At 69.0% G+C, this 18,457-nt stretch carries 13 protein-coding genes and 2 pseudogenes; 7 read left to right on the plus strand and 8 right to left on the minus strand.

The window, feature by feature from the left end; genetic code table 11:
- The first annotated feature begins 19 nt into the window (after positions 1-19).
- Entirely contained in the window at positions 20-1,483 is a 1,464-nt protein-coding gene (locus Q8Q77_RS07075; protein WP_305582563.1) for an MFS transporter, read from the plus strand.
- Between the two features lie 37 nt (positions 1,484-1,520).
- On the opposite strand, the gene Q8Q77_RS07080 is transcribed toward Q8Q77_RS07075, so the two are convergent.
- From Q8Q77_RS07080 to Q8Q77_RS07090, 3 genes are all read right to left on the minus strand, one after another.
- Positions 1,521-2,918 carry a pilus assembly protein TadG-related protein gene (locus Q8Q77_RS07080; protein WP_305582565.1) on the minus strand — a complete coding sequence of 466 codons (1,398 nt, stop codon included), beginning with the start codon at positions 2,916-2,918 and terminating at the stop codon, positions 1,521-1,523.
- A 128-nt stretch (positions 2,919-3,046) separates the two neighbouring features.
- Positions 3,047-4,846: a M2 family metallopeptidase gene (locus Q8Q77_RS07085; RefSeq protein WP_305582567.1), complete on the minus strand. Its 1,800-nt coding sequence runs from the start codon at positions 4,844-4,846 to the stop codon at positions 3,047-3,049.
- Positions 4,847-4,928: 82 nt separating this feature from the next.
- Positions 4,929-5,102 (minus strand): hypothetical protein, encoded by a 174-nt coding sequence (locus Q8Q77_RS07090; RefSeq protein ID WP_305582569.1) that lies wholly within the window; start codon positions 5,100-5,102, stop codon positions 4,929-4,931.
- 197 nt (positions 5,103-5,299) lie between these two features.
- Here Q8Q77_RS07090 and Q8Q77_RS07095 point away from each other — a divergent pair, with 197 nt between their 5' ends.
- A complete protein-coding gene (locus Q8Q77_RS07095; RefSeq protein WP_305582571.1) occupies positions 5,300-10,345 on the plus strand; it encodes an alpha-2-macroglobulin in 5,046 nt (1,681 codons plus the stop codon).
- On the plus strand, positions 10,342-12,384 hold the full coding sequence (pbpC, locus tag Q8Q77_RS07100; protein WP_305582573.1) for a penicillin-binding protein 1C: 2,043 nt from the start codon (positions 10,342-10,344) through the stop codon (positions 12,382-12,384). The genes Q8Q77_RS07095 and pbpC overlap by 4 nt, the downstream gene beginning before the upstream one ends.
- Positions 12,385-12,546: 162 nt before the next feature.
- Here pbpC and maiA read toward each other — a convergent pair whose 3' ends face one another.
- Positions 12,547-13,191 carry a maleylacetoacetate isomerase gene (maiA, locus tag Q8Q77_RS07105; protein ID WP_305582575.1) on the minus strand — a complete coding sequence of 215 codons (645 nt, stop codon included), beginning with the start codon at positions 13,189-13,191 and terminating at the stop codon, positions 12,547-12,549.
- Positions 13,188-13,871, minus strand: coding sequence for a fumarylacetoacetate hydrolase family protein (locus tag Q8Q77_RS07110; RefSeq protein ID WP_305582577.1), 684 nt, complete (start codon positions 13,869-13,871; stop codon positions 13,188-13,190). The genes maiA and Q8Q77_RS07110 overlap by 4 nt, the downstream gene beginning before the upstream one ends.
- 104 nt (positions 13,872-13,975) lie before the next feature.
- On the opposite strand from Q8Q77_RS07110, the gene Q8Q77_RS07115 reads away from it, so the two are divergent.
- The gene (locus Q8Q77_RS07115; protein ID WP_305582579.1) at positions 13,976-15,181 is read left to right on the plus strand and encodes a CaiB/BaiF CoA-transferase family protein; all 1,206 of its coding nucleotides are present in this window, start codon (positions 13,976-13,978) and stop codon (positions 15,179-15,181) included.
- Positions 15,182-15,200: 19 nt separating this feature from the next.
- Positions 15,201-15,671, plus strand: coding sequence for a cupin domain-containing protein (locus Q8Q77_RS07120; RefSeq protein WP_305582581.1), 471 nt, complete (start codon positions 15,201-15,203; stop codon positions 15,669-15,671).
- Here Q8Q77_RS07120 and Q8Q77_RS07125 read toward each other — a convergent pair.
- Positions 15,668-16,237 carry a TetR/AcrR family transcriptional regulator gene (locus tag Q8Q77_RS07125; protein ID WP_305582583.1) on the minus strand — a complete coding sequence of 190 codons (570 nt, stop codon included), beginning with the start codon at positions 16,235-16,237 and terminating at the stop codon, positions 15,668-15,670. The two genes, Q8Q77_RS07120 and Q8Q77_RS07125, sit on opposite strands and share 4 nt — an antisense overlap.
- Positions 16,238-16,317: 80 nt before the next feature.
- On the opposite strand from Q8Q77_RS07125, the gene Q8Q77_RS07130 reads away from it, so the two are divergent.
- On the plus strand, positions 16,318-16,791 hold the full coding sequence (locus Q8Q77_RS07130; RefSeq protein ID WP_305582585.1) for a PaaI family thioesterase: 474 nt from the start codon (positions 16,318-16,320) through the stop codon (positions 16,789-16,791).
- Between the two features lie 11 nt (positions 16,792-16,802).
- Positions 16,803-17,666: a crotonase/enoyl-CoA hydratase family protein gene (locus Q8Q77_RS07135; protein WP_305582587.1), complete on the plus strand. Its 864-nt coding sequence runs from the start codon at positions 16,803-16,805 to the stop codon at positions 17,664-17,666.
- A 3-nt stretch (positions 17,667-17,669) separates the two neighbouring features.
- Here the strand turns inward: Q8Q77_RS07135 and Q8Q77_RS07140 are convergent.
- Positions 17,670-18,320: pseudogene (locus Q8Q77_RS07140) on the minus strand (CorA family divalent cation transporter); the annotation flags it as partial.
- 18 nt (positions 18,321-18,338) lie between these two features.
- Positions 18,339-18,457 (minus strand): annotated as a pseudogene (locus Q8Q77_RS07145) (IS5/IS1182 family transposase); the annotation flags it as partial.

An 18,457-nucleotide genomic window follows, 5' to 3' on the forward strand; every position in this document is an offset into this window, starting at 1 on the left:
AGACACGGAGGAGATCGCCTTGCCCAAAACCCCCGCGGCCGCGTCCGGCAAGCTCAGCATCCCCACCAAGCTCTTCTACGGCTTCGGCTCGGTGGCCTTCGGGGTGAAGGACCAGGGGTTCTCCTATCTCCTGCTGATCTTCTACAACCAGGTGGTCGGCCTGCCGTCGGCGACCGTGGGCCTGGCGATCATGGTCGCCCTGCTGTTCGACTCGCTCCTCGATCCGATCATGGGGCAGGTGTCGGACAACTGGCGCTCCAAGTGGGGCCGCCGCCATCCGTTCATGTACGCCGCGGCCGTGCCGGTGGCGATCTCCTACCTGCTGCTGTGGAACCCGCCCGACTGGTCCCAGGAGGCGCTGTTCTTCTACCTGATCTTCGTGGCCGTGGTGATCCGCAGCTTTATCACCATGTACGAAATCCCGTCCGCGGCGCTCGCCCCGGAACTGACCACCGACTACGACGAGCGCACCAAGGTGCTCTCCTACCGCTATTTCTTCGGCTGGTTCGGCGGGCTGACCATGACGGTCCTGGCCCTGCAGGTCTTCCTCAAACCGGACGCCACCCACCCGGTCGGCCAGCTAAATCCGGCCGGCTATCAGGTCTACGCCCTGGTCGCCTCGGCCATCATGTTCGGTGCGATCATGATCTCGGCCATGGGCACCCACCGGCACATCGCCCGGTTCAAGCCGCCCCCGGTGCGGAAGATCACGATCGGCAAGCTGGCCGCCGAGATGTTCAGCACCCTCACCCACCGGTCGTTCCTGGTGCTCATGGGGGCGGGGTTGTTCAACGCCATGGCCCAGGGCCTGGTCCTGTCGCTCAACCTCTATCTCACCACCTTCTTCTGGGAGCTGTCGGCGGGCCAGGTGGCCTTCCTCGCCGGCGGGAACTTCATCTCGGCCGCGCTGGCCTTCGCGCTCGCCGCGCCGCTCTCCAAACGGCTGGGCAAGAAGCCGGCCGCCCAGCTCACCAAGGTGCTGGCCTTCGTCATCTCGTTCATCCCGATCAGCCTGCGGCTGTTCGACGTCTTCCCGGCCAATGGCGCCCCGGCGGTGATCCCGCTCCTCTTCCTGCAGACCGCCTTGTCGACGGCCTTCTCGATCATCGCCTCGATCCTGATCTCCTCAATGATCGCCGACGTGGTGGAGGATTCCGAGCTGCGCACCGGGCGGCGGTCCGAGGGCCTGTTCTTCTCGGCTGCGGCCTTCGTGGCCAAGGCGGTCTCCGGCGTCGGCATCTTCGCCTCGAGCATGATCCTGGTGTTCGTCGGCTTCCCGCAGGGCGCCAAGCCTGGGCAGGTGCCGATCGACGTGGTCCGCGAACTGGGGGTGGTTTATCTAATCGTGCTGGCGGCGCTCTATGGTGCGGCCATCACCTGCGTCTCGCTCTACCGCATCACCCGCGCAGGTCACGAGGAGACCCTGAGCCGGCTCGCCGCCGCTGCGGCCAAGGAAGGAGAGGGCCCCGCCACCGTTGGGTAGCGAGGCCCCTAAGTTCCCGACTGGAGGGTCCGGGCCGTTACTTCGCCAATCGCAGCGAGTTGATGTCCTGGCCAATGGCCTTGAAGGCGTCCTTCAGGGCCGCGCCGCTGCCCGGCAGATAGACGTGCTTTGGGGATGTGGCGCACTGGGTCATGATGTCGATGGCGTTCTGGTCGTTGCCGAGCGCGAAGCCCACCGTGTAGATGACCACGTCCTTGGCCTTCATGTTGGTGCAGAGCGTCGCGGCCTGGGTGAAGGCGGTGCCGTTCGAGGCGTTGCAGTTGATCTTCGAGCTATTGTTGGTGGCGCTCGAGTCCTTGGAGACCACGCCCTTGCAATAGGCGGTGTTGAACTCCCCGTCGGTCATCAGGATCACGACCTTCACCAGCTCATTGGTGCCGTAGGCGGCGGGGCGGCTGGCGCTCGGCCACAGATAGCCAAAGTCCGGCGAGACCATGTACCAGCCCCAGGCCAGGCCGAGCTCACCGGCCGTGACGCCGTTGGCCGCGAAGGAGTTGATCTTGTTCTTCAGCGTCGTCTTGTTGGTGGTGAGCGGCTCGATCACCGCCGAGCCGCAGGCCGAGGTCTGGTAGTTCGGGCCCAGCAGGGTGGTGCTGGGCGCGGCGTCGGTGAAGGCGTTCGCGCCGATCCGGTCGGTCACGCAGGTGGTGATGGGCCAGGCGTTGGTGCTCGTCAGGGTGACGCCGTCGTTCCGAGTGAACTTGAACTTCGAATACGGCGGCGAGGTGTTGACGCCCGTCGTCGGATTGGTGCCCGACTTCGGCGTGCCGCGCACCGAGTTGGCGTAGCTGCCCACGTTCACGGCCATCGAATAGGGGACAATGGCCATCTTGGAATAGTAGGGCGCCTGGATGTCCTGGACGACGATATCGACCAGCTCCTTGGCTGCGGCTTTCATGTCGGTCAGCTTCTGGCCGCTCATCGAACCGGTGGTGTCGAGCACCAGGGCGACCTCGACGTGGTTGGAGTTGCGGACCACCTCGGAGGTGGCCGTCAGGTTGGCCTGGTTCCAGATCTGCGGCGAGATGCCGGGCGGGGTGATCGAGGCCGAGCCGGTAACCTTGACGCCGGTCAGCGCGAAGTCCGAGGAGACTATGCTCTCGCCAGGCGGCAGGACCAGGTTGGCGCGCAGGGCCGCGTCGCCGACCACATCGATCTCGGCGGTGGTCGCGGCGGGGGATCGGGCGGCGTAGAGGGTGGCGGTGTCCAGGGCGTCCTGCAGCTGACCGCGCTGGGTCGTGCTGATGTAGACGTCGACCAGACCCAGGGTCATGGGGGTGAGCAGCAGTAGGGCCACGGCGAAGAACACCGCCGCGGCGCCGCCTTCGTCGCGGATCATTCGCCGCGCGACGCCCGTCAGGAAACCGGCCAGACGGGCGACGCGCCCGCTGTCTTGCTTCGAATTCTTGTCCACGCCCGGACCCCCGCTCGTAGGATTCGAGCGGGAATTTGACAGGTCAGCGTAAACAAACGGGCGCCGGACAGGGTGAATCAAAAACTATTGTCCGGCGCCCGAAGGCCCTGGGACTCAGGCCGAAGGTTTCACCAGCCGCACTTCTCGCCCTTGTTCTGAGCGGTCAGCCAGATGTTCAGCGGCTTGAAATAGTCGGCCACGGCGCTGGCGTCGGTCCTGGTCTCGCCGGAGAAGGCGGCCAGCTCCTCGGGCCAGGGCTTGGAGGCGCCCATTTCCATCATGGTGTTGAACTTCGCCCCGACCTCCTTCTGGCCGTAGACCGAACAGCGATGCAGCGGCCCCTTCCAGCCGATCTGGTTGCAGGCCGCCCTGTGGAACTGGAACTGATAGATGTGGGCCAGGAAATAGCGGGTGTAGGGCACGTTGCCGGGCACGTGGTACTTGGCGCCGGGATCGAAGGCGTCGGCGGGCCGCGGGCCGGGGGGCGTCAGGCCCTGGTACTGGGTCCGCAGCTTCCACCACGCCGCGTTATAGGCGTCCGGGGCGGTCTGGCCCGAATAGACCTGCCAGCGCCAGCGGTCGACCATCAGGCCGAAGGGCAGGAAGGCAATCTTGTCGAGCGCCATCTTCAGCAGGAAGGGGATGTCCTCCTCCACGCCGGGGACCTTTTCCAGCAGGCCGATCTGGTTGAGATAGGTGGGCGTGGTGGCCGAGAGCGCCGCGAAGTCGCCGATCGCCTCGTGGAAGCCGTCGTTCGCGCCGTTCTTGAACAGGAACGGCTGATCCTTGTAGGCGCGCTGGTAGTAGTTGTGCCCCAGCTCGTGGTGGACGGTGCGGAAGTCCTCGCTGTTCACCTTGGTGCACATCTTGATGCGGATGTCCTCGCGGTCGTCGAGGTCCCAGGCCGAGGCGTGGCAGACCACCTCCCGGTCACGCGGCCGGGTGATCATCGAGCGTTCCCAGAACGTCGCGGGCAGGGCCTTCAGGCCCATGGAGCTGTAGAAGCCCTCTCCGGTCTTGACCATCTTCACCGGGTCGTAGCCCTGGGCCTCCAACAGCTTGTCGAGGCTGTAGCTGGACGCCGCCGTCTTCGGCTGGACCACGTCGTAGATATTGCCCCATTGCTGGGCCCACATGTTGCCCAGCAGGTCGGAGCGGATCGGACCAGTGCGCTTCTGGACCGCGTCGCCGTACTTCTCGTTCAGCCGCGCGCGGACGTAGCAGTGAAGGTTCTTGTAGAACGGCTCGACCTGCTTCCAGAGGCGATCGGTCTCGGCGGCGAAGGCGTCGGGATCCATGTCGTAGTTTGAGCGCCAGAGCGCGCCGGTGTCCTTGAAGCCCAACCCCTGGGCGCCCTCGTTCGAAAGTGCCGCCAGCTTGGCGTAGTCGGGCCGCATTACCGGGGAAATGGAGTGCCAGCCCTCCCAGACCGCCTTCAATTCGGCGGGGTCGCGGCTCTTGGACATGATGTCCTCCGCGTCGTTCAGGGTGAGCGTCTTGCCGTTGTGCTGGAACTTGCCGCTGGAATAGGTCGAATCCAGCTTGGTCGTGAGCGTGGCCAACTCCGCCGCGGCGCCGGGACGGTCGGGCGCCGGCGACACCAGGTAGAGCTTCAGGAGCTTCAGTTTGCGCGCGGTGACCGGGTCGACGGCCACGCCGTCGAACCTGGCCGCCTGCTTGGCGTAGCGGGTCACCAGTTCGTTCTGTTCGCCGCTGGCCTTGGCCTCCAGCCACTGGGTGTCCTCGGTGATGTAAGTCGCGCGGACCCACGAGGACTTGGCGACATACTCATTGAAGGCGGCGAGGTCGGCCTCGGCCTTGTCGACAAAGGCCTTGGCCTCGGCCGGGGTCGGCTTGGGGTCCTGGGCGGCGGCAGGCGCGAACGCCAGCAGAGCGACCGCCGTGGCGGCCAGCAATTGGGATTTCATGACGACAGTGTCCTGGACGGTGGCGCGAAGCGCTTCTGCCGCGGACTGGACCGCCGACCGACGGAGTCGTCAAGCGACCCGCCTAGACGCGGGTCTCCGAGGAGGCCCGCGCAATCGCCGACTCCACCGCCGCCTGGGCTCCGGACTGGCTCAGGTCCGTGCCTTGAGCGACAGTCGCGCCCTCTTCGTCGAAGATACGCCAGGCCCAACCGGCCTCGGCGTGGGACAGGGAATAGGCGAACGGCATATCCGTCATACGCGCCTCCAAACTCATGCTGCAATGCGGCATCGGCCGACATTAGCGACTCCAACGCCGGTTTGAGTCAAGCGTTGCACGCGACCGCGGCGCAACACGAAAATGTTGGCGCGCCGAGCTGACCAACCCTCGATTGACGCCCAGCGAGCTTTCGCGTCCCATCGGCGCTGCGACATTCTGTCAATCGGGAGGGGCCCGTGGCGAGCGACGAGACGCCGAGCGCGACCGGCCAACCGTCGCCGCTCCGCCGCTGGGCGCGGAGCATCCGCGCCAGCCGCATTCCCGGCGCTGTGGCCGCGGGCCTGCTGGTGGCGGCCTTCGGCGGCGGCTTCCTGGCCGCCAAGGGAATCGAGGCCTTCACCCAAGCCAAGCCCTCGGCCGCGACCCCCGGCGCCCAGGGCTGGTCCCTGTTCGGCAAACCGCGGGGCGCGGGCGCCGCGCGACGCGGAATCCCCAAGCCCGAGGGCTTCGCCGTCTGGCGCAGCCGCATCGACACCTCCAAGGCCGAGCCTCTGGCCTGCGTGGAGCTGACCCGGCCGTTGGACGCCTCCAAGCCCTATGCCGACTTCGTGCTGGTCTCGCCGGACCTCGGCCGCAGCCCGGCCGTCTCGATCAAGGGCTCGGAGCTCTGCGTGGCCGGCCTGGGCTTCACCGACCGGCGCGTGACCCTACTGAAAGGCCTGCCGGCCAAGGGCGGCGAGACCCTGGCCGGCAACGCCGACGTCGACTTCACCTTCGGAGAGAAGCCGCCCTATGTGGGCTTCGCCGGCGAGGGTGTGATCCTGCCGCGCGAGGACGCCGACGGCGTCGGCATCGAGACAGTCAATGTCAGCCGCCTGCAGATCGAGGTCTGGCGGGTGGTCGACCGCAACCTGGTGCGCGAGGCCGTGCCCGACCCCTCGGGCGACGGGCAGTATTCGGACGACTACGGCTCCGACAGTCCCAATGACGAGGGCCGCGTGGTCTGGAAGGGCGAGGTCGCCGTCCAGACCCAGGGGACCGGCGAGCGGGTGACCACCGTCTTCCCCCTGGGCGCGGTGCTGAAGGAGATGAAGGCCGGCGCCTATGTGGTGAAGGCCCGCGACGCCTCGGGCGGACGCGGCCTGAAGACCGGTGAGGGCGACGAGGACGGCTACGACCCCAATCCGCCGGCCCAGGCGCGGCGCTGGGTGGTGTTCACCGACATGGCCCTGGCCGGCTATGACGGCTCAGAGGCGCTGGACGTGGTGGTCCGTTCGCTGAAGACCGCCAAGACGCTTTCCGGGATCCGCGTGGCCCTGGTGGCCCGCAATGGCGAGGACCTGGCCGAGGCCAGGACCGACGCGCAGGGCCACGTGAAGTTCGACCGACCGCTGCTGGAGGGAACGGGCGCCGCCGACGCCAAGATGGTCATGGCCTATGGGCCGCAGGGCGACCTGGCGGTGCTGGATCTCGACCGCGCGCCGGTCGATCTCTCCAAGCAGGGGATCGGCGGCCGGACCGAAGAAGGCGGCGGCGCGTCGGGCCGCTCGGTGGCGTCGGCCATCGACGGCTATCTGTATGCCGACCGCGGCATCTACCGCCCCGGCGAGACCGTCCACCTGAACGCCCTGCTGCGCGACCGCGAGGCCAAGGCGGTCAAGGACCGCAAGGGCGCCATCGTGGTGCGCCGTCCCTCCGGCGTCGAGTTCAAGCGCTATCCCTTCGACGGCAGTCCCAACGGGGCGGTGACCACCGACATCGCCGTGCCCAAGAGCGCGCCGAGAGGCCGCTGGACCGCCAGGCTGGAGATCGAGGGCTTCGACAAGCCGGCCGGCGAACTCTCGTTCTCGGTGGAGGACTTCGCGCCGCAACGGCTGGCGGTCACCGTGGTCGGCCAGGAAACCGTGCCGATGAAGGCCGGCGAGACCCGCACCATCGATGTCGTCGCCCGCTTCCTCTACGGCGCGGCCGGCGCGGGGCTGCAGACGCAAGGCGAGGCGAGGCTGCGGGTCGATCCCAACCCCTTCCCGCAGTTCGACGGCTACCAGTGGGGCGATCAGCGCACGCCCTTCGAGGAGAAGTTCCTCGAGATCGGCCAGACCGTCACCGATGGCGACGGCCGCGCGGTGCTGGCCATCTCCTCGGCGGAGGCCGGCGACACGCCGCAACCGCTCAGCGCCACCTTCACCGCCAGCGTCTTCGAGCCGGGCGGGCGTCCGGTGCGCGAGGGCCTGGACCTCAAGGTCCGCACCAAGCCGCTCTATCTGGGCGCCAAGATCGACCAGGGCGACACCGACGCCCGGGGCGACCCGGTCATGCTGATGGACGTCATCGCCGCCGACGCGGCGGGCCGGCGCATCGCTACCAAGGGCGCGACCTACAGCCTGGTGGCCGAGAACTGGGACTATGACTGGTTCCAGCAGGACGGCCGCTGGCAGTGGCGGCGCACCAGCCGCGACGTGGTCGTCGCGCGCGGCGCGCTCAACATCGACGCCGCCAGGCCCGCGCGCCTCTCGCGCCGCCTGGGCTGGGGCGACTATCGCCTGGAGCTCGCCGGGCCCGGCGGAGCCGCGAGCGTCATCCGTTTCTCCTCCGGCTGGGGGGCTCCGGCCAAGGACGTAGAGGCCCCCGACTTCGTGCGCGTCACCGCCGGGACCAAGACCTACGGCCAGGGCGACACGGTCGAGATCACCCTCAAGCCGCCCTATGCCGGCGAGGCGCAGATCGCCGTCGCCACCGACCGGCTGATCGACTTCAAGACCGTCACCGTCGGCAAGGACGGCGCGACCGTCCGGCTGAAGACGAACGGCGCCTGGGGCGGCGGGGCCTATGTGCTGGTGAGCGTGATCCAGCCCCGCGACCCCGTGGCCTCGCCCAAGCCGCGCCGCGCGCTCGGCCTGGTCTATGTCCCGCTCGACCCGAAGAACCGCAGGCTCGACGTGGCCATCGACACCCCGGCCAAGGTCGACTCCAAGGCTGTGCTGGAAGTACCCATAACCATCAAGGGCGCTGGCTTCGGCGGCCGGGCGCGGGTGACCCTGGCGGCGGTGGACGAGGGCATCCTGCGCCTGACCCGGTTCGAGAGCCCCGATCCGGTCAAATGGTACTTCGGCAAGCGGGCCCTGGGTCTCGACTACCGCGACGACTACGGCCGCCTGCTCGACCCGAACCTGGGCGCCCCGGCCAATGTCAGCTTCGGCGCCGACGGCGTCGGCGGCGAGGGCCTGACCGTCACCCCGATCAAGACCGTGGCCCTGTGGTCAGGGGTGGTGGAGACCGGCCTGGACGGCAAGGCGGTGATCCGGCTGCCGGCGCCGGAGTTCAACGGCGAGCTGCGGCTGATGGCCGTGGCCTGGACCGACACCGCCGTGGGCTCGGCCTCCAAGCCGCTCACCGTGCGCGAGCAGGTGGTGACCGAGTTGTCGCTGCCGCGCTTCCTGGCGCCGGGCGACAAGGCCTTCGCCACGCTCGAGATGCACAATCTGGAGGGCAAGGTCGGCGCCTATGTGGCCGAGCTAACCGCCCAGGGCGGGGTCCTGGCGCCGTTCCGCAAAGCCTTCCAACTGGCGATCGGCCAGCGGATCGCCGAGCGGATCGCGTTCAACGCGCCCAGCCGGGCCGGCATCGGCAAGGTCGGCTTCAAGGTCTCAGGGCCCAGCTTCACCACCGCACGCGACTTTCCGATCCAGACCCGCCTGGGATGGAGCCCGGTGACGCGCACGACCATCGCCCTGCAGCCGGCGGGGAGCGCCTACACCCCCACGCCCGGCCTGCTGGCCGGTCTGGCGGCGGGCGACGCGACCCTGCAGGTCAGCTACTCGCCGTTCCGCGGTTTCGATCCCGGGCCCATCGCCCAGGCCCTGTCGCGCTATCCCTACGGCTGCACGGAGCAGACGGTGTCGGGCGCCTATCCGCTGCTCTACGCCGAGAGCGTCACCGCCGATCCGAAGCTGCGGCGCAGCTCGGTTGGGCTGAACACGGCGGTGGGCAAGCTGCTGGACCGCCAGACCCTCGACGGCGCCTTCGGCCTCTGGCGGGTGGGCGACGGCGAGGCCGACGCCTGGCTGGGCGCCTACGCCACCGACTTCCTGATCGAGGCGCGCAAGGCTGGCGCCCCGGTGCCGCAGCAGGCCCTGGACCGGGCGCTCATCGCCATGCGCCAGGTCTCGCGGCCGGAGGGCTGGGCTTCGGTCTCCTATCGCCTGGAATACCCGGAGTGGTGGGCCGGTTCGCCCGAGGCCTCAAAGAAGGCCACGGCGACCATGCGCAGCCGCGCCTCGGCCTACGCCCTCTATGTCCTGGCCAAGGGCGGCAAGGGCGACCTCGCCCGCCTGCGTTGGTGGCACGACGTGCAGATGAAGTCCGAGGCCTCGCCATTGGCCAAGGCCCAGGTCGGCGCAGGCCTCGCCCTGATGGGCGACCGGGCCCGCGCCCGCTCGGCCTTCCGCCAGGCGGTGCGTTCGCTGGGCTATCGCGAGGAGAGCGACTGGTACCAGAGCCCGCTGCGCGACATCGCCGGCGTCATCGCGCTCGCCTACGAGGCCGGCGAGACCGACCTCGCGCGCGGCCTGCAAGGGCGACTGGAGAACGCGGTGAAGGACCCTGACGCGCTCAACACCCAGGAACAGGCCCGCCTCCTGCAGGCCGCCCACTGGATGCTGCGGGCGGCCGGGACGATGAAGATCACCGCCACCGGGGCCATTCCGCTGAAGGCCTCGGGCGGCGCGCCGCGCTGGGCCGTGGGCAAGCTCGCCGAGGCGCGGTTCGTCAATGCGGGCTCCGGCGCGCTCTGGCGGACGGTGACGGTGACGGGCGCGCCCGTGGCTCCGCCAGCGGCCGAGCAAAATGGCATCACGTTGTCGAAGCGCCTAGTCGGCTTCGCCGGCGGGGCGGTCGATCCCTCGGCCCTTCGCCAGGGCGACCGGGTGATCGTGCTGGTCTCCGGGCGTTCGGGCCAGGCCCGGTCCATGGCGCTGGTGATCGACGACCCCCTGCCGGCCGGCTTCGAGATCGAGACGGTGCTGGGGCCCGACGACGCCCAGAGCGGGCCGTTCAAGTTCCTGGGGACCCTGACCGGCGCCGACGTGCAGGAAGCCCGCGACGACCGCTACATCGCCGCGCTCGACCTGGAGGGCCGCTCGAGCTTCGCCTTCGCCTATGTGGCCCGCGCGGTGACGGCGGGCGAGTTCCTGCTGCCGGGAGCCGAGGCCCGCGACATGTACCGTCCGAGCCTCAACGCCCGGACGGCGGCCGGCCGCACGGTGATCGCGCCCGGGCAATGAGCGGCGCACGTCGGCTGGCGCTGGCGCTCGTCGGCCTGCTCGCCGTCGAGGTCGCGGTCTTCGCGCTGGACGCCGTCCTGCCGCCCGATCTGTCGCGGGGCGAGCGGTCATCCCCGGTCGCCCTCGACCGACGCGGGGTCTGGCTCCGCGCCCTGCCGGTGGAGAACGGGCGCTGGCGGATCCGGGCTGACCTCACGCGCACCGATCCCAGCTTCCAGCGCCGGCTGGTCACCGTGGAGGACGAGCGCTTCTGGCTGCATCGCGGGGTCGATCCGCTGGCGATCCTCCGGGCCGGCGGCGGCGCTGTCGCCAGCGGCGAGGTGACCTCCGGCGCCTCGACCCTGACCATGCAGACCGCGCGGCTGCTGGAGCCCCGGCCGCGCAACCTCGGGTCCAAGCTGATCGAGATGGCCCGTAGCCTGCAGATCGAGGCGCGGCTCTCCAAGCGCGAGATCCTGGCGCTCTACCTGACGCTCGCACCCTATGGCGGCAATCTGGAGGGCGTGCGCGCGGCCAGTCTCTCCTATTTCGGCCAGGAGCCCGAGACCCTGACCCTGGGCCAGCAGGCCCTGCTGATCGCCCTGCCCCAGTCGCCCGAGGCGCGGCGTCCCGACCGCCGTCCCGAGGCCGCCCGCGCCGCGCGGCGCCAGGTGCTGGACAAGATGGTCCGCGCCCGGGTCATCACCGAGGTCGAGGCGCATGAAGCCGACACCGAGCCCCTGCCCGGCCGCGCGCCGTTTCCGGCCATGGCCTGGCACGTGGCCGGGCAGCTCGCCCGCGCCGCACCGGTCAGCCAGGCCACCGTGGTGTCGACGATCGACGCGCGGCTGCAGTCGAAGCTCGAGCCGCTCGCCGCCCAGGTCGCCCGCGGCCAGGGCCCGGAGGCCACGGCCGCCATCCTGGTGATCGAGATCGACGGCCGCGCCGTCCGCGCCGCCGTCGGCTCGGCGGGATTGCAACGGCCGGGCGGCTGGATCGACATGACCCGCGCCGTCCGCTCGCCGGGCTCGGCGTTGAAGCCCTTCATCTACGGCTTCGCCTTCGACGACGGGATCGCGGCGCCCGACACCCAGATCGACGACGCCGCGCGGCGGTTCGGCGACTATCAGCCGGAGAACTTCGACCGAGTGTTCCGCGGCAAGGTCACGGCCCGCGAAGCCCTGGCCAACTCGCTGAACGTCCCGGCGGTGGAGCTGCTGGACAAGCTCGGCCCCGCCGCCTTCGAGGCGCGGGTCGACGCGGTGGGTGTGAACCTGATCCGCCCGAAGACCCAGACGCGGGGGGCGGGCCTCGCCATGGCGCTGGGCGGGGTGGGGATCACCCTGCGCGACCTGGCGGTGCTCTACGCGGCGCTCGGCGACGGCGGCGTGGCCAAGCCGCTCTCCTGGACAGAGATGGAGGCCGCGCGCCGCAAGGACCAGGTCGGCGAACGGCTGATGCGTTCCGAGGCCGCGGGCCAGGTGCTGGACATCCTGCGAGAGACCCCGCCCCCGGCCGGTTCGACCCCGGCCGCCCTGACCAAGGGCCGCCCGGTGATGGCCTTCAAGACCGGCACCTCCTACGGCTTCCGCGACGCCGTCGCCGCTGGGATCGTCGGGCGCTATGTCATCGTGGTCTGGACCGGCCGAGCCGACGGGGGCGCGCGGGGCGGACTGACGGGCCGCGACGCCGCCCTGCCCCTGCTGTTCGACGTTGCCGACCAGCTCGATACCCCGGCCTCGGCGCCTCGCCCCATAGCGCCCCGCGCCGCGCCCCAGGCCCTGGAGCGGCTGGAACAGGCCGACCAGGGCCCGCGCCTGATCTTCCCGCCAGACGGCGCCACCGTGCAGGTGGGGGGCTTCGGATCTGCTGCGCGGGGCCTGGTCCTCGCCGCTGGGGGCGAGGGCCTGTCCTGGTACGTCGAGGGCGCGCCGCTCACCGCCGACTCGGTCTCCGGCCGCACGGTCTGGCGTCCGACCGGGCCGGGCTTCTACCGGCTGACCGTGGTCGACGCGCAGGGCCGCAAGGCCTCGGCGCACGTGCGGATCAAGGGCGGCTAGCTCCCAGATGCTCCCCCTCTGGGGGAGCTGTCAGCGAAGCTGACTGAGGGGGACTTTGACCCTTGTTTGTGGGCTTCAGCCCCCTCCGACACCTCGCCGAAGAGGGCGACGCGCCACCTCCCCCTCTACGCGCTGCGCGCTGGGGGAGGATCTGGGTCTCATCTAGACGGGCTTGGCGTCCGGCTGGTTGTCGGGATGGGCGGCGATGAAGGCGTGGTGCTGGGCGGCGTGCTCGGCGACGGCGCGGATCGCCGGGAACGGCTCCAGGTCGACCTTGTAGCGCTGGGCTGAATAGACCTGCGGGATCAGGCAGCAGTCGGCGACCGTGGGCGTGTCTCCGAAGGCGAAGCCCTGGCCGTACTTGGCGACCATCGGCTCCAGGGTCTGGAAGCCGTCGACGATCCAGCGTTCGACCCACTTGCCGCGGCGCGGGGCGCTGACCTCCATGGCCTCCAGCGCCCGGTTCACCCGCATGTTGTTCAGCGGATGGATGTCGCAGGCGACGATGTCGGCCATGGCGCGGACCCGGGCGCGATCCAGGGCGCTCTTGGGCAGCAGGGCCGGCTCGGGATGGGTCTCGTCCAGCCATTCCAGGATGGCCAGGCTCTGGGTCAGGATCTCGCCGTCGCCGATGTCGAGCGCCGGGGTCAGGCGCTGTGGATTGACCGCGCGATAGGCTGCCTGGTGCTGGTTCCCCTCCAACAGGTTCACCGCGACATAGCCGTAGTCGAGGCCTTTGATTTGTAGGCCGATGCGCACGCGATAGGGGGCCGTGGCCCGCCAGTAAGAATGCAGGGTCAGGCTCATGCGGTCACCGTGAACTGGAGTTGGCCGACGCCCTCGACCTCGCCCGTGACGAGATCGCCGACCTCGACCGGGCCGACGCCCTCGGGGGTGCCGGTGAAGATCAGGTCGCCCGGGGCGAGGGTCCACAGCTTGGACGCCTCGGAGATAATCTCGGCCACGTTCCAGATCATGTCGGCGACGGCGGCGTCCTGGCGGACCTCGCCATTGACGCTGAGCGAGATGCGGCCCTGCGGCGCCTCACCGGTCCAGGGCCGGATCGCCGAGATCGGAGCGGAATGGTCGAAGCCCTTGGAGGCGTCCCAGGGCTGGCCCTTGTCCTTGGCCGCGTTCTGCAGGTCGCGGCGTGTGAGGTCGACGCCCACCGCATAGCCGTAGACCAGGGACAGGGCCGTATCGACCGAGACGTCGTGTCCGCCGAACTTCAGCGCCACCACCAGCTCGATCTCGTGGTGCAGGTTGGCGGTGCGCGGCGGATAGGGGACGACGGCGCCAGGCGGCGCGACGGCGTCGGCCGGCTTGGCGAAGAAGAACGGCGGGTCGCGGTCGTCGCCGCCCATCTCGCGGCGGTGGGCGGCGTAGTTGCGCCCCACGCAGAGGATGCGGCGGACCGGGAAGGCGGCGGCCTCCCCCTCGACGGGAACAATGGGCGTGGGGGATGGAGCCAGGACGTAGTCGGTCATGCCTGCGCCTTACGCCCCACGCGGGACCCTGTGAACCCCGGCATTGACAGACGAAGGGTCAGGACGGTCCAACGGGCGTGAGTTTTCGCGCAGGACGCCCCGATATGACAGACGCCGCCAACCGAGGCCCGCTCAAGGACCTGAAGGTCGTCGAGATGGGCACCCTGATCGCCGGCCCGTTCTGCGGCCAGATCCTCGGCGATTTCGGCGCCGACGTGGTCAAGATCGAGGACCCCAAGACCGGCGACCCCATGCGCCAATGGGGCCGCAGCCTGCCCAAGGGCCTGTCGCCCTGGTGGCCGGTGATCGGGCGCAACAAGCGCTCCGTCGGCCTCGACCTGCGCACGCCCGAGGGGCGGGCCATCGCCCAGGACCTGATCGCCCAGGCCGACGTGCTGATCGAGAACTTCAGGCCCGGCACCCTGGAGAAGTGGGGGATGGACTACGCCACGCTCAGCGCCCGCAACCCGCGCCTGATCATGGCCAGGGTCTCCGGCTTCGGTCAGACCGGGCCCTACGCCGGCCGCGCGGGCTACGGCCTGATCGGCGAGGCCATGGGCGGCCTGCGCCACGTCACCGGCGAGCCCGACCGCCCGCCGGCCAGGGCCGGCATCTCCATCGGCGACAGCCTGACCGCCATGCACGCCGTCATGGGCATCACCATGGCCCTGCACGCGCGCACCAACACCGGCCGAGGCCAGGTCATCGACGCGGCCCTCTACGAGAGCGTGTTGGCGGTGATGGAGAACCTGGTCACCGAGTACGACCTGACCGGCTATGTCCGCGAGCGCTCGGGCTCGATCCTGCCCGGTATCGCGCCGTCCAACGTCTATCCCTGCGTGGGCGACGGCATGATCCTGATCGGCGGCAACGGCGACACGGTCTTCGCCCGGCTCTGCGAAACCATGGGCCGGCCGGACCTGGCCAAGGACCCCAAGTTCGTCGACCACGCGGCGCGGGGTGTGAACCAACACGAGCTGGACGGGATCATCGCCGGCTGGACCAAGGGCTTCGAACTGGACGTCCTGCTCGCCCTGTTGGAGGAGAAGGGCATCCCCTCGGGCCGCGTGTTCCGCGCCCCGGACATGCTGGAGAATGAGCAGTACCTGGCCCGCGACGCCATCGTGGAGACTGACCATCCGGTGTTCGGCAAGGTGAAGATGCAGAACGCCTTCCCCAAGATGTCGGAGACCCCCGGCGCGGTGCGCTGGCCGGGTCCGGAACTGGGCCAGCACACCGACGAGGTGCTGGCGGGCCTGGGCCTCGACACCGCGAGGGTGGCGGAGCTGCGCGCCAAGGGTATAGTCTGAGGCCATCAGGAGGCTCGCGATGTCTGATGACATTTCCGACGACGGCTGGAAGCACAGCGGCGTCCGGGTGATCCCCGGCGACCAGCTCGACGACAACACCTCCCAGACACCGGGCATGCACCGCGCGGCGGCGATCAACTTCGCCCGGGTCGGCGCCCAGAAGCTATGGGCCGGGACCGTGCACATCCACGCCGACGCCAAGACCGGCGCCCACCATCACGGGCCGCTGGAGAGCGTGATCTATGTGCTGAAGGGCCGGGCGCGGATGCGTTGGGGCGAGAAGCTGGAGTTCACCGCCGAGGCCGGCCCCGGCGACTTCATCTATGTGCCGCCCTTCGTGCCCCACCAGGAGATCAACGCCTCCACCGACGAAACTCTGGAGTGCGTGCTGGTGCGCAGCGACAACGAGGCCGTGGTGGTCAATCTGGACATCGAGCCGGTGGAGAAGCCGGAGGGCGTCGCCTGGATCGACCCGATCCATAGGGCCTAGGGGCCGGGCGCCGCGTAGCGATCCACCAGGCGGACCAGGGCGTCCTCGAGGCGGGGATCGCGCAGATGCGGCGAGCTTTCCAGCACGGCTGCGCGGATCACGCCCAGCACCGCGCGCGTCATGATGAAACTGTCCAGGGCGTCGGGCGTCTCCGGTCTTTGGATCAGGTGGCCGGTTAGGGCCGTCTCCCTCCGTAGGGATTGGACGCTTTCGGCGTCCAGGATCGCCTTTAGGGCGGCGCGACGCGTCGCGGGGCGGTCGGCGAGGATCTCGATCTGGGCCCGTATGGCGGCGCGGGTGGCCGAGAGGCCTTCCGCGGCCTCGGCGACGATCCTGGCGCGGACCCGTTCGTTCTCGGCGTACGCCATGGCCACGAGGATCGCCTGCTTGTCCGCGAAATACTCGTAGAGCGTGCCGACGCTGACGCCCGCCCGGGCGGCGATGGCGTTGGTGGTCAGGGCCGCTTCGCCGTCCGACTCCAAAATCCGAGCCGTCGCCTCGAAGATGGCGGCCCGCGTCGCCAGCGCACGCGCCTGCTTTGGTTGCCGGCGTTGGGGTTTCGACATGGCGGACCATCCTTCGACAAAGCCGAGTAGTCATAAGCGAGCTTAGCTCGGATTTTGTCGCCTTCAGAATGGAGATCGCGATGACCTGGGCAACCGAGAGACTGGATCAGATCAAGGCCGGCGTGGTCGATGCGCCCCCCGTCGTACGAACCCTTCACCTTGGATTGATCGACGACTGGGGTCCGGGCTGGGTGCGAAAGCGTTGGGAGCCGAAGCCCGAAGTCCTTAATGGCGACGGCTCTCTATTCGGCGGCTATATCGCCGCGCTCGCCGACCAAATCCTATCCTTCGTCACCATGACGGTGATCGCCGACGACGCGACCTATCGGACCGTCAACCTGCAGGTCCAGTTCGTGAAGATCGGCCGGGCCCATCCGCTGATCATCGAGGGACGGGTCGTGGCGGCGAGCCGCCAGCTGATCACCGTCGAGGCCGATTTCCGTCGCGAGGACGGCGAGCTGATCGCCAGGGCCGGGGCGCAGCAGATCGTCCTGTCGGGCGCTCCGGTCTTCCCTTCCCCCTCGTCACAGCGCGAAGATGCCGCAACGACATAGGGAGACGCGCCATGACCGCCGCCATCGACACCACCGACTGGACCTGTTTCGCCGTCACCATCGAGGACCATGTCGCCCACATCCAGTTGAAGCGCCCCGAGGCGATGAACTCGATGATCCGCGAGTTCTGGAACGAGCTGCCGGCCATCGTGAAGGACATCGACCACAACGCCCGCGCCCGGGCGATCGTCATCTCCTCCACCGGCAAGCACTTCAGCGCTGGGATGGACTTGGCGGTGTTCGGCGGCGGCGGCTCGACCTCGCAGAACCAGGTCCAGGATCGCCACATCAACGCCGAGCAGCAGCGCCACCATATCCACTGGCTGCAGGATTGTTTCGGCTGCCTGGACGACGCGCGGATCCCGGTGATCGTGGCGATCCAGGGCGGCTGCATCGGCGGGGCGGTGGACATGACCAGCGCCTGCGACATCCGCTACGCCAGCGCCGACGCCTTCTTCTGCATCCAGGAGATCAATATCGGCATGACCGCCGACGTCGGCACCTTCCCCAGGCTCTGCAAGCTGATCCCCGAGGGCTGGGTGAGGGAGATAGCCTATACCGGCCGCCGGATGCCGGCCCAGAAGGCCAAGGAGATCGGCTGGGTCAACGAGGTGTTCGACACCCACGAGCAGTGCGTCGACCATGCGCTCGCCACCGCCCGCGAGATCGCCGGCAAGGCGCCCCTGGCGGTCACCGGTTCCAAGGTGATGATCAACTACGCCCGCGACCACACCCTGAAGGACGGGCTGGACTACATCGCCGTCTGGCAGACCGGCATGTTCTCCGGCGCCCACATGGGCGAGGCCTTCAAGGCCAAGGCCGAGAAGCGCGATCCGGTGTTCCAGGACCTGCAGCCCCTGCGCCACGAGATGTGACGGCTACAGCCAGCCCTTCTTCTTGAACCACCAGAACGGCGCGACGGCGGTGAGCAGCATCATCGCCAGCGCCATCGGATAGCCGCCGATCCAGCCAAGCTCGGGCATGTGCTTGAAGTTCATGCCGTAGATGGAGGCGACCAGGGTCGGGGGCAGGAAGACGACGGCCACCACCGAGAAGAACTTGATGATGCTGTTCTGCTCGATGTTGATCAGGCCGAGCGCCGCGTCGAGCAGGAACGAGATGTGGCCCGACAGGAACCCGGAGTGCTCGGTGAGCGCCTGGATGTCGTGCTGGATGGAGGTCAGGTGGCCGCGCCGGGCGTCACTATTCTGAAGCTCGACCGCCAGGGCGGCGAAGCTGGCGAGCCGGCTGAGCGAGAGCTGGCTCTTGCGGATCATTGAGGTCACCGACTGGGCGCGCGCCAGGTCGCTGAGCATCGGGGCGAAGGCCGTGGACGGCGGGCGGTTGAAGATCGCCACCGAGGTGTCCTGCACCAGGCCCGATTCCCGCTCCAGGATCTCGGCCGCGCGCTCGATCACTGCGTCCAACAGCTCGAGCAGGACCTCCGCGCCCTCATCGACCGAATTGTGTACGCAGCGCTGGCCGAAGATTCGGAACGCCTTGAGCTGTTCGTAACGGATGGTGATTAGGTAGCGGTGACCATTTAGCTATTTGAGCCACAGCATGATGGCGGCGAGGGTGACGAAGCCCATGAAGGTGGACGCGAGCTTGTCGTATCGGGTTGCGATGCGCCGGAAGTGCTTGATGCGGCTGAAGAAGCGTTCGA

This window comes from Phenylobacterium sp. (assembly GCF_030698145.1).
Classification (GTDB): Bacteria; Pseudomonadota; Alphaproteobacteria; order Caulobacterales; family Caulobacteraceae; genus Phenylobacterium.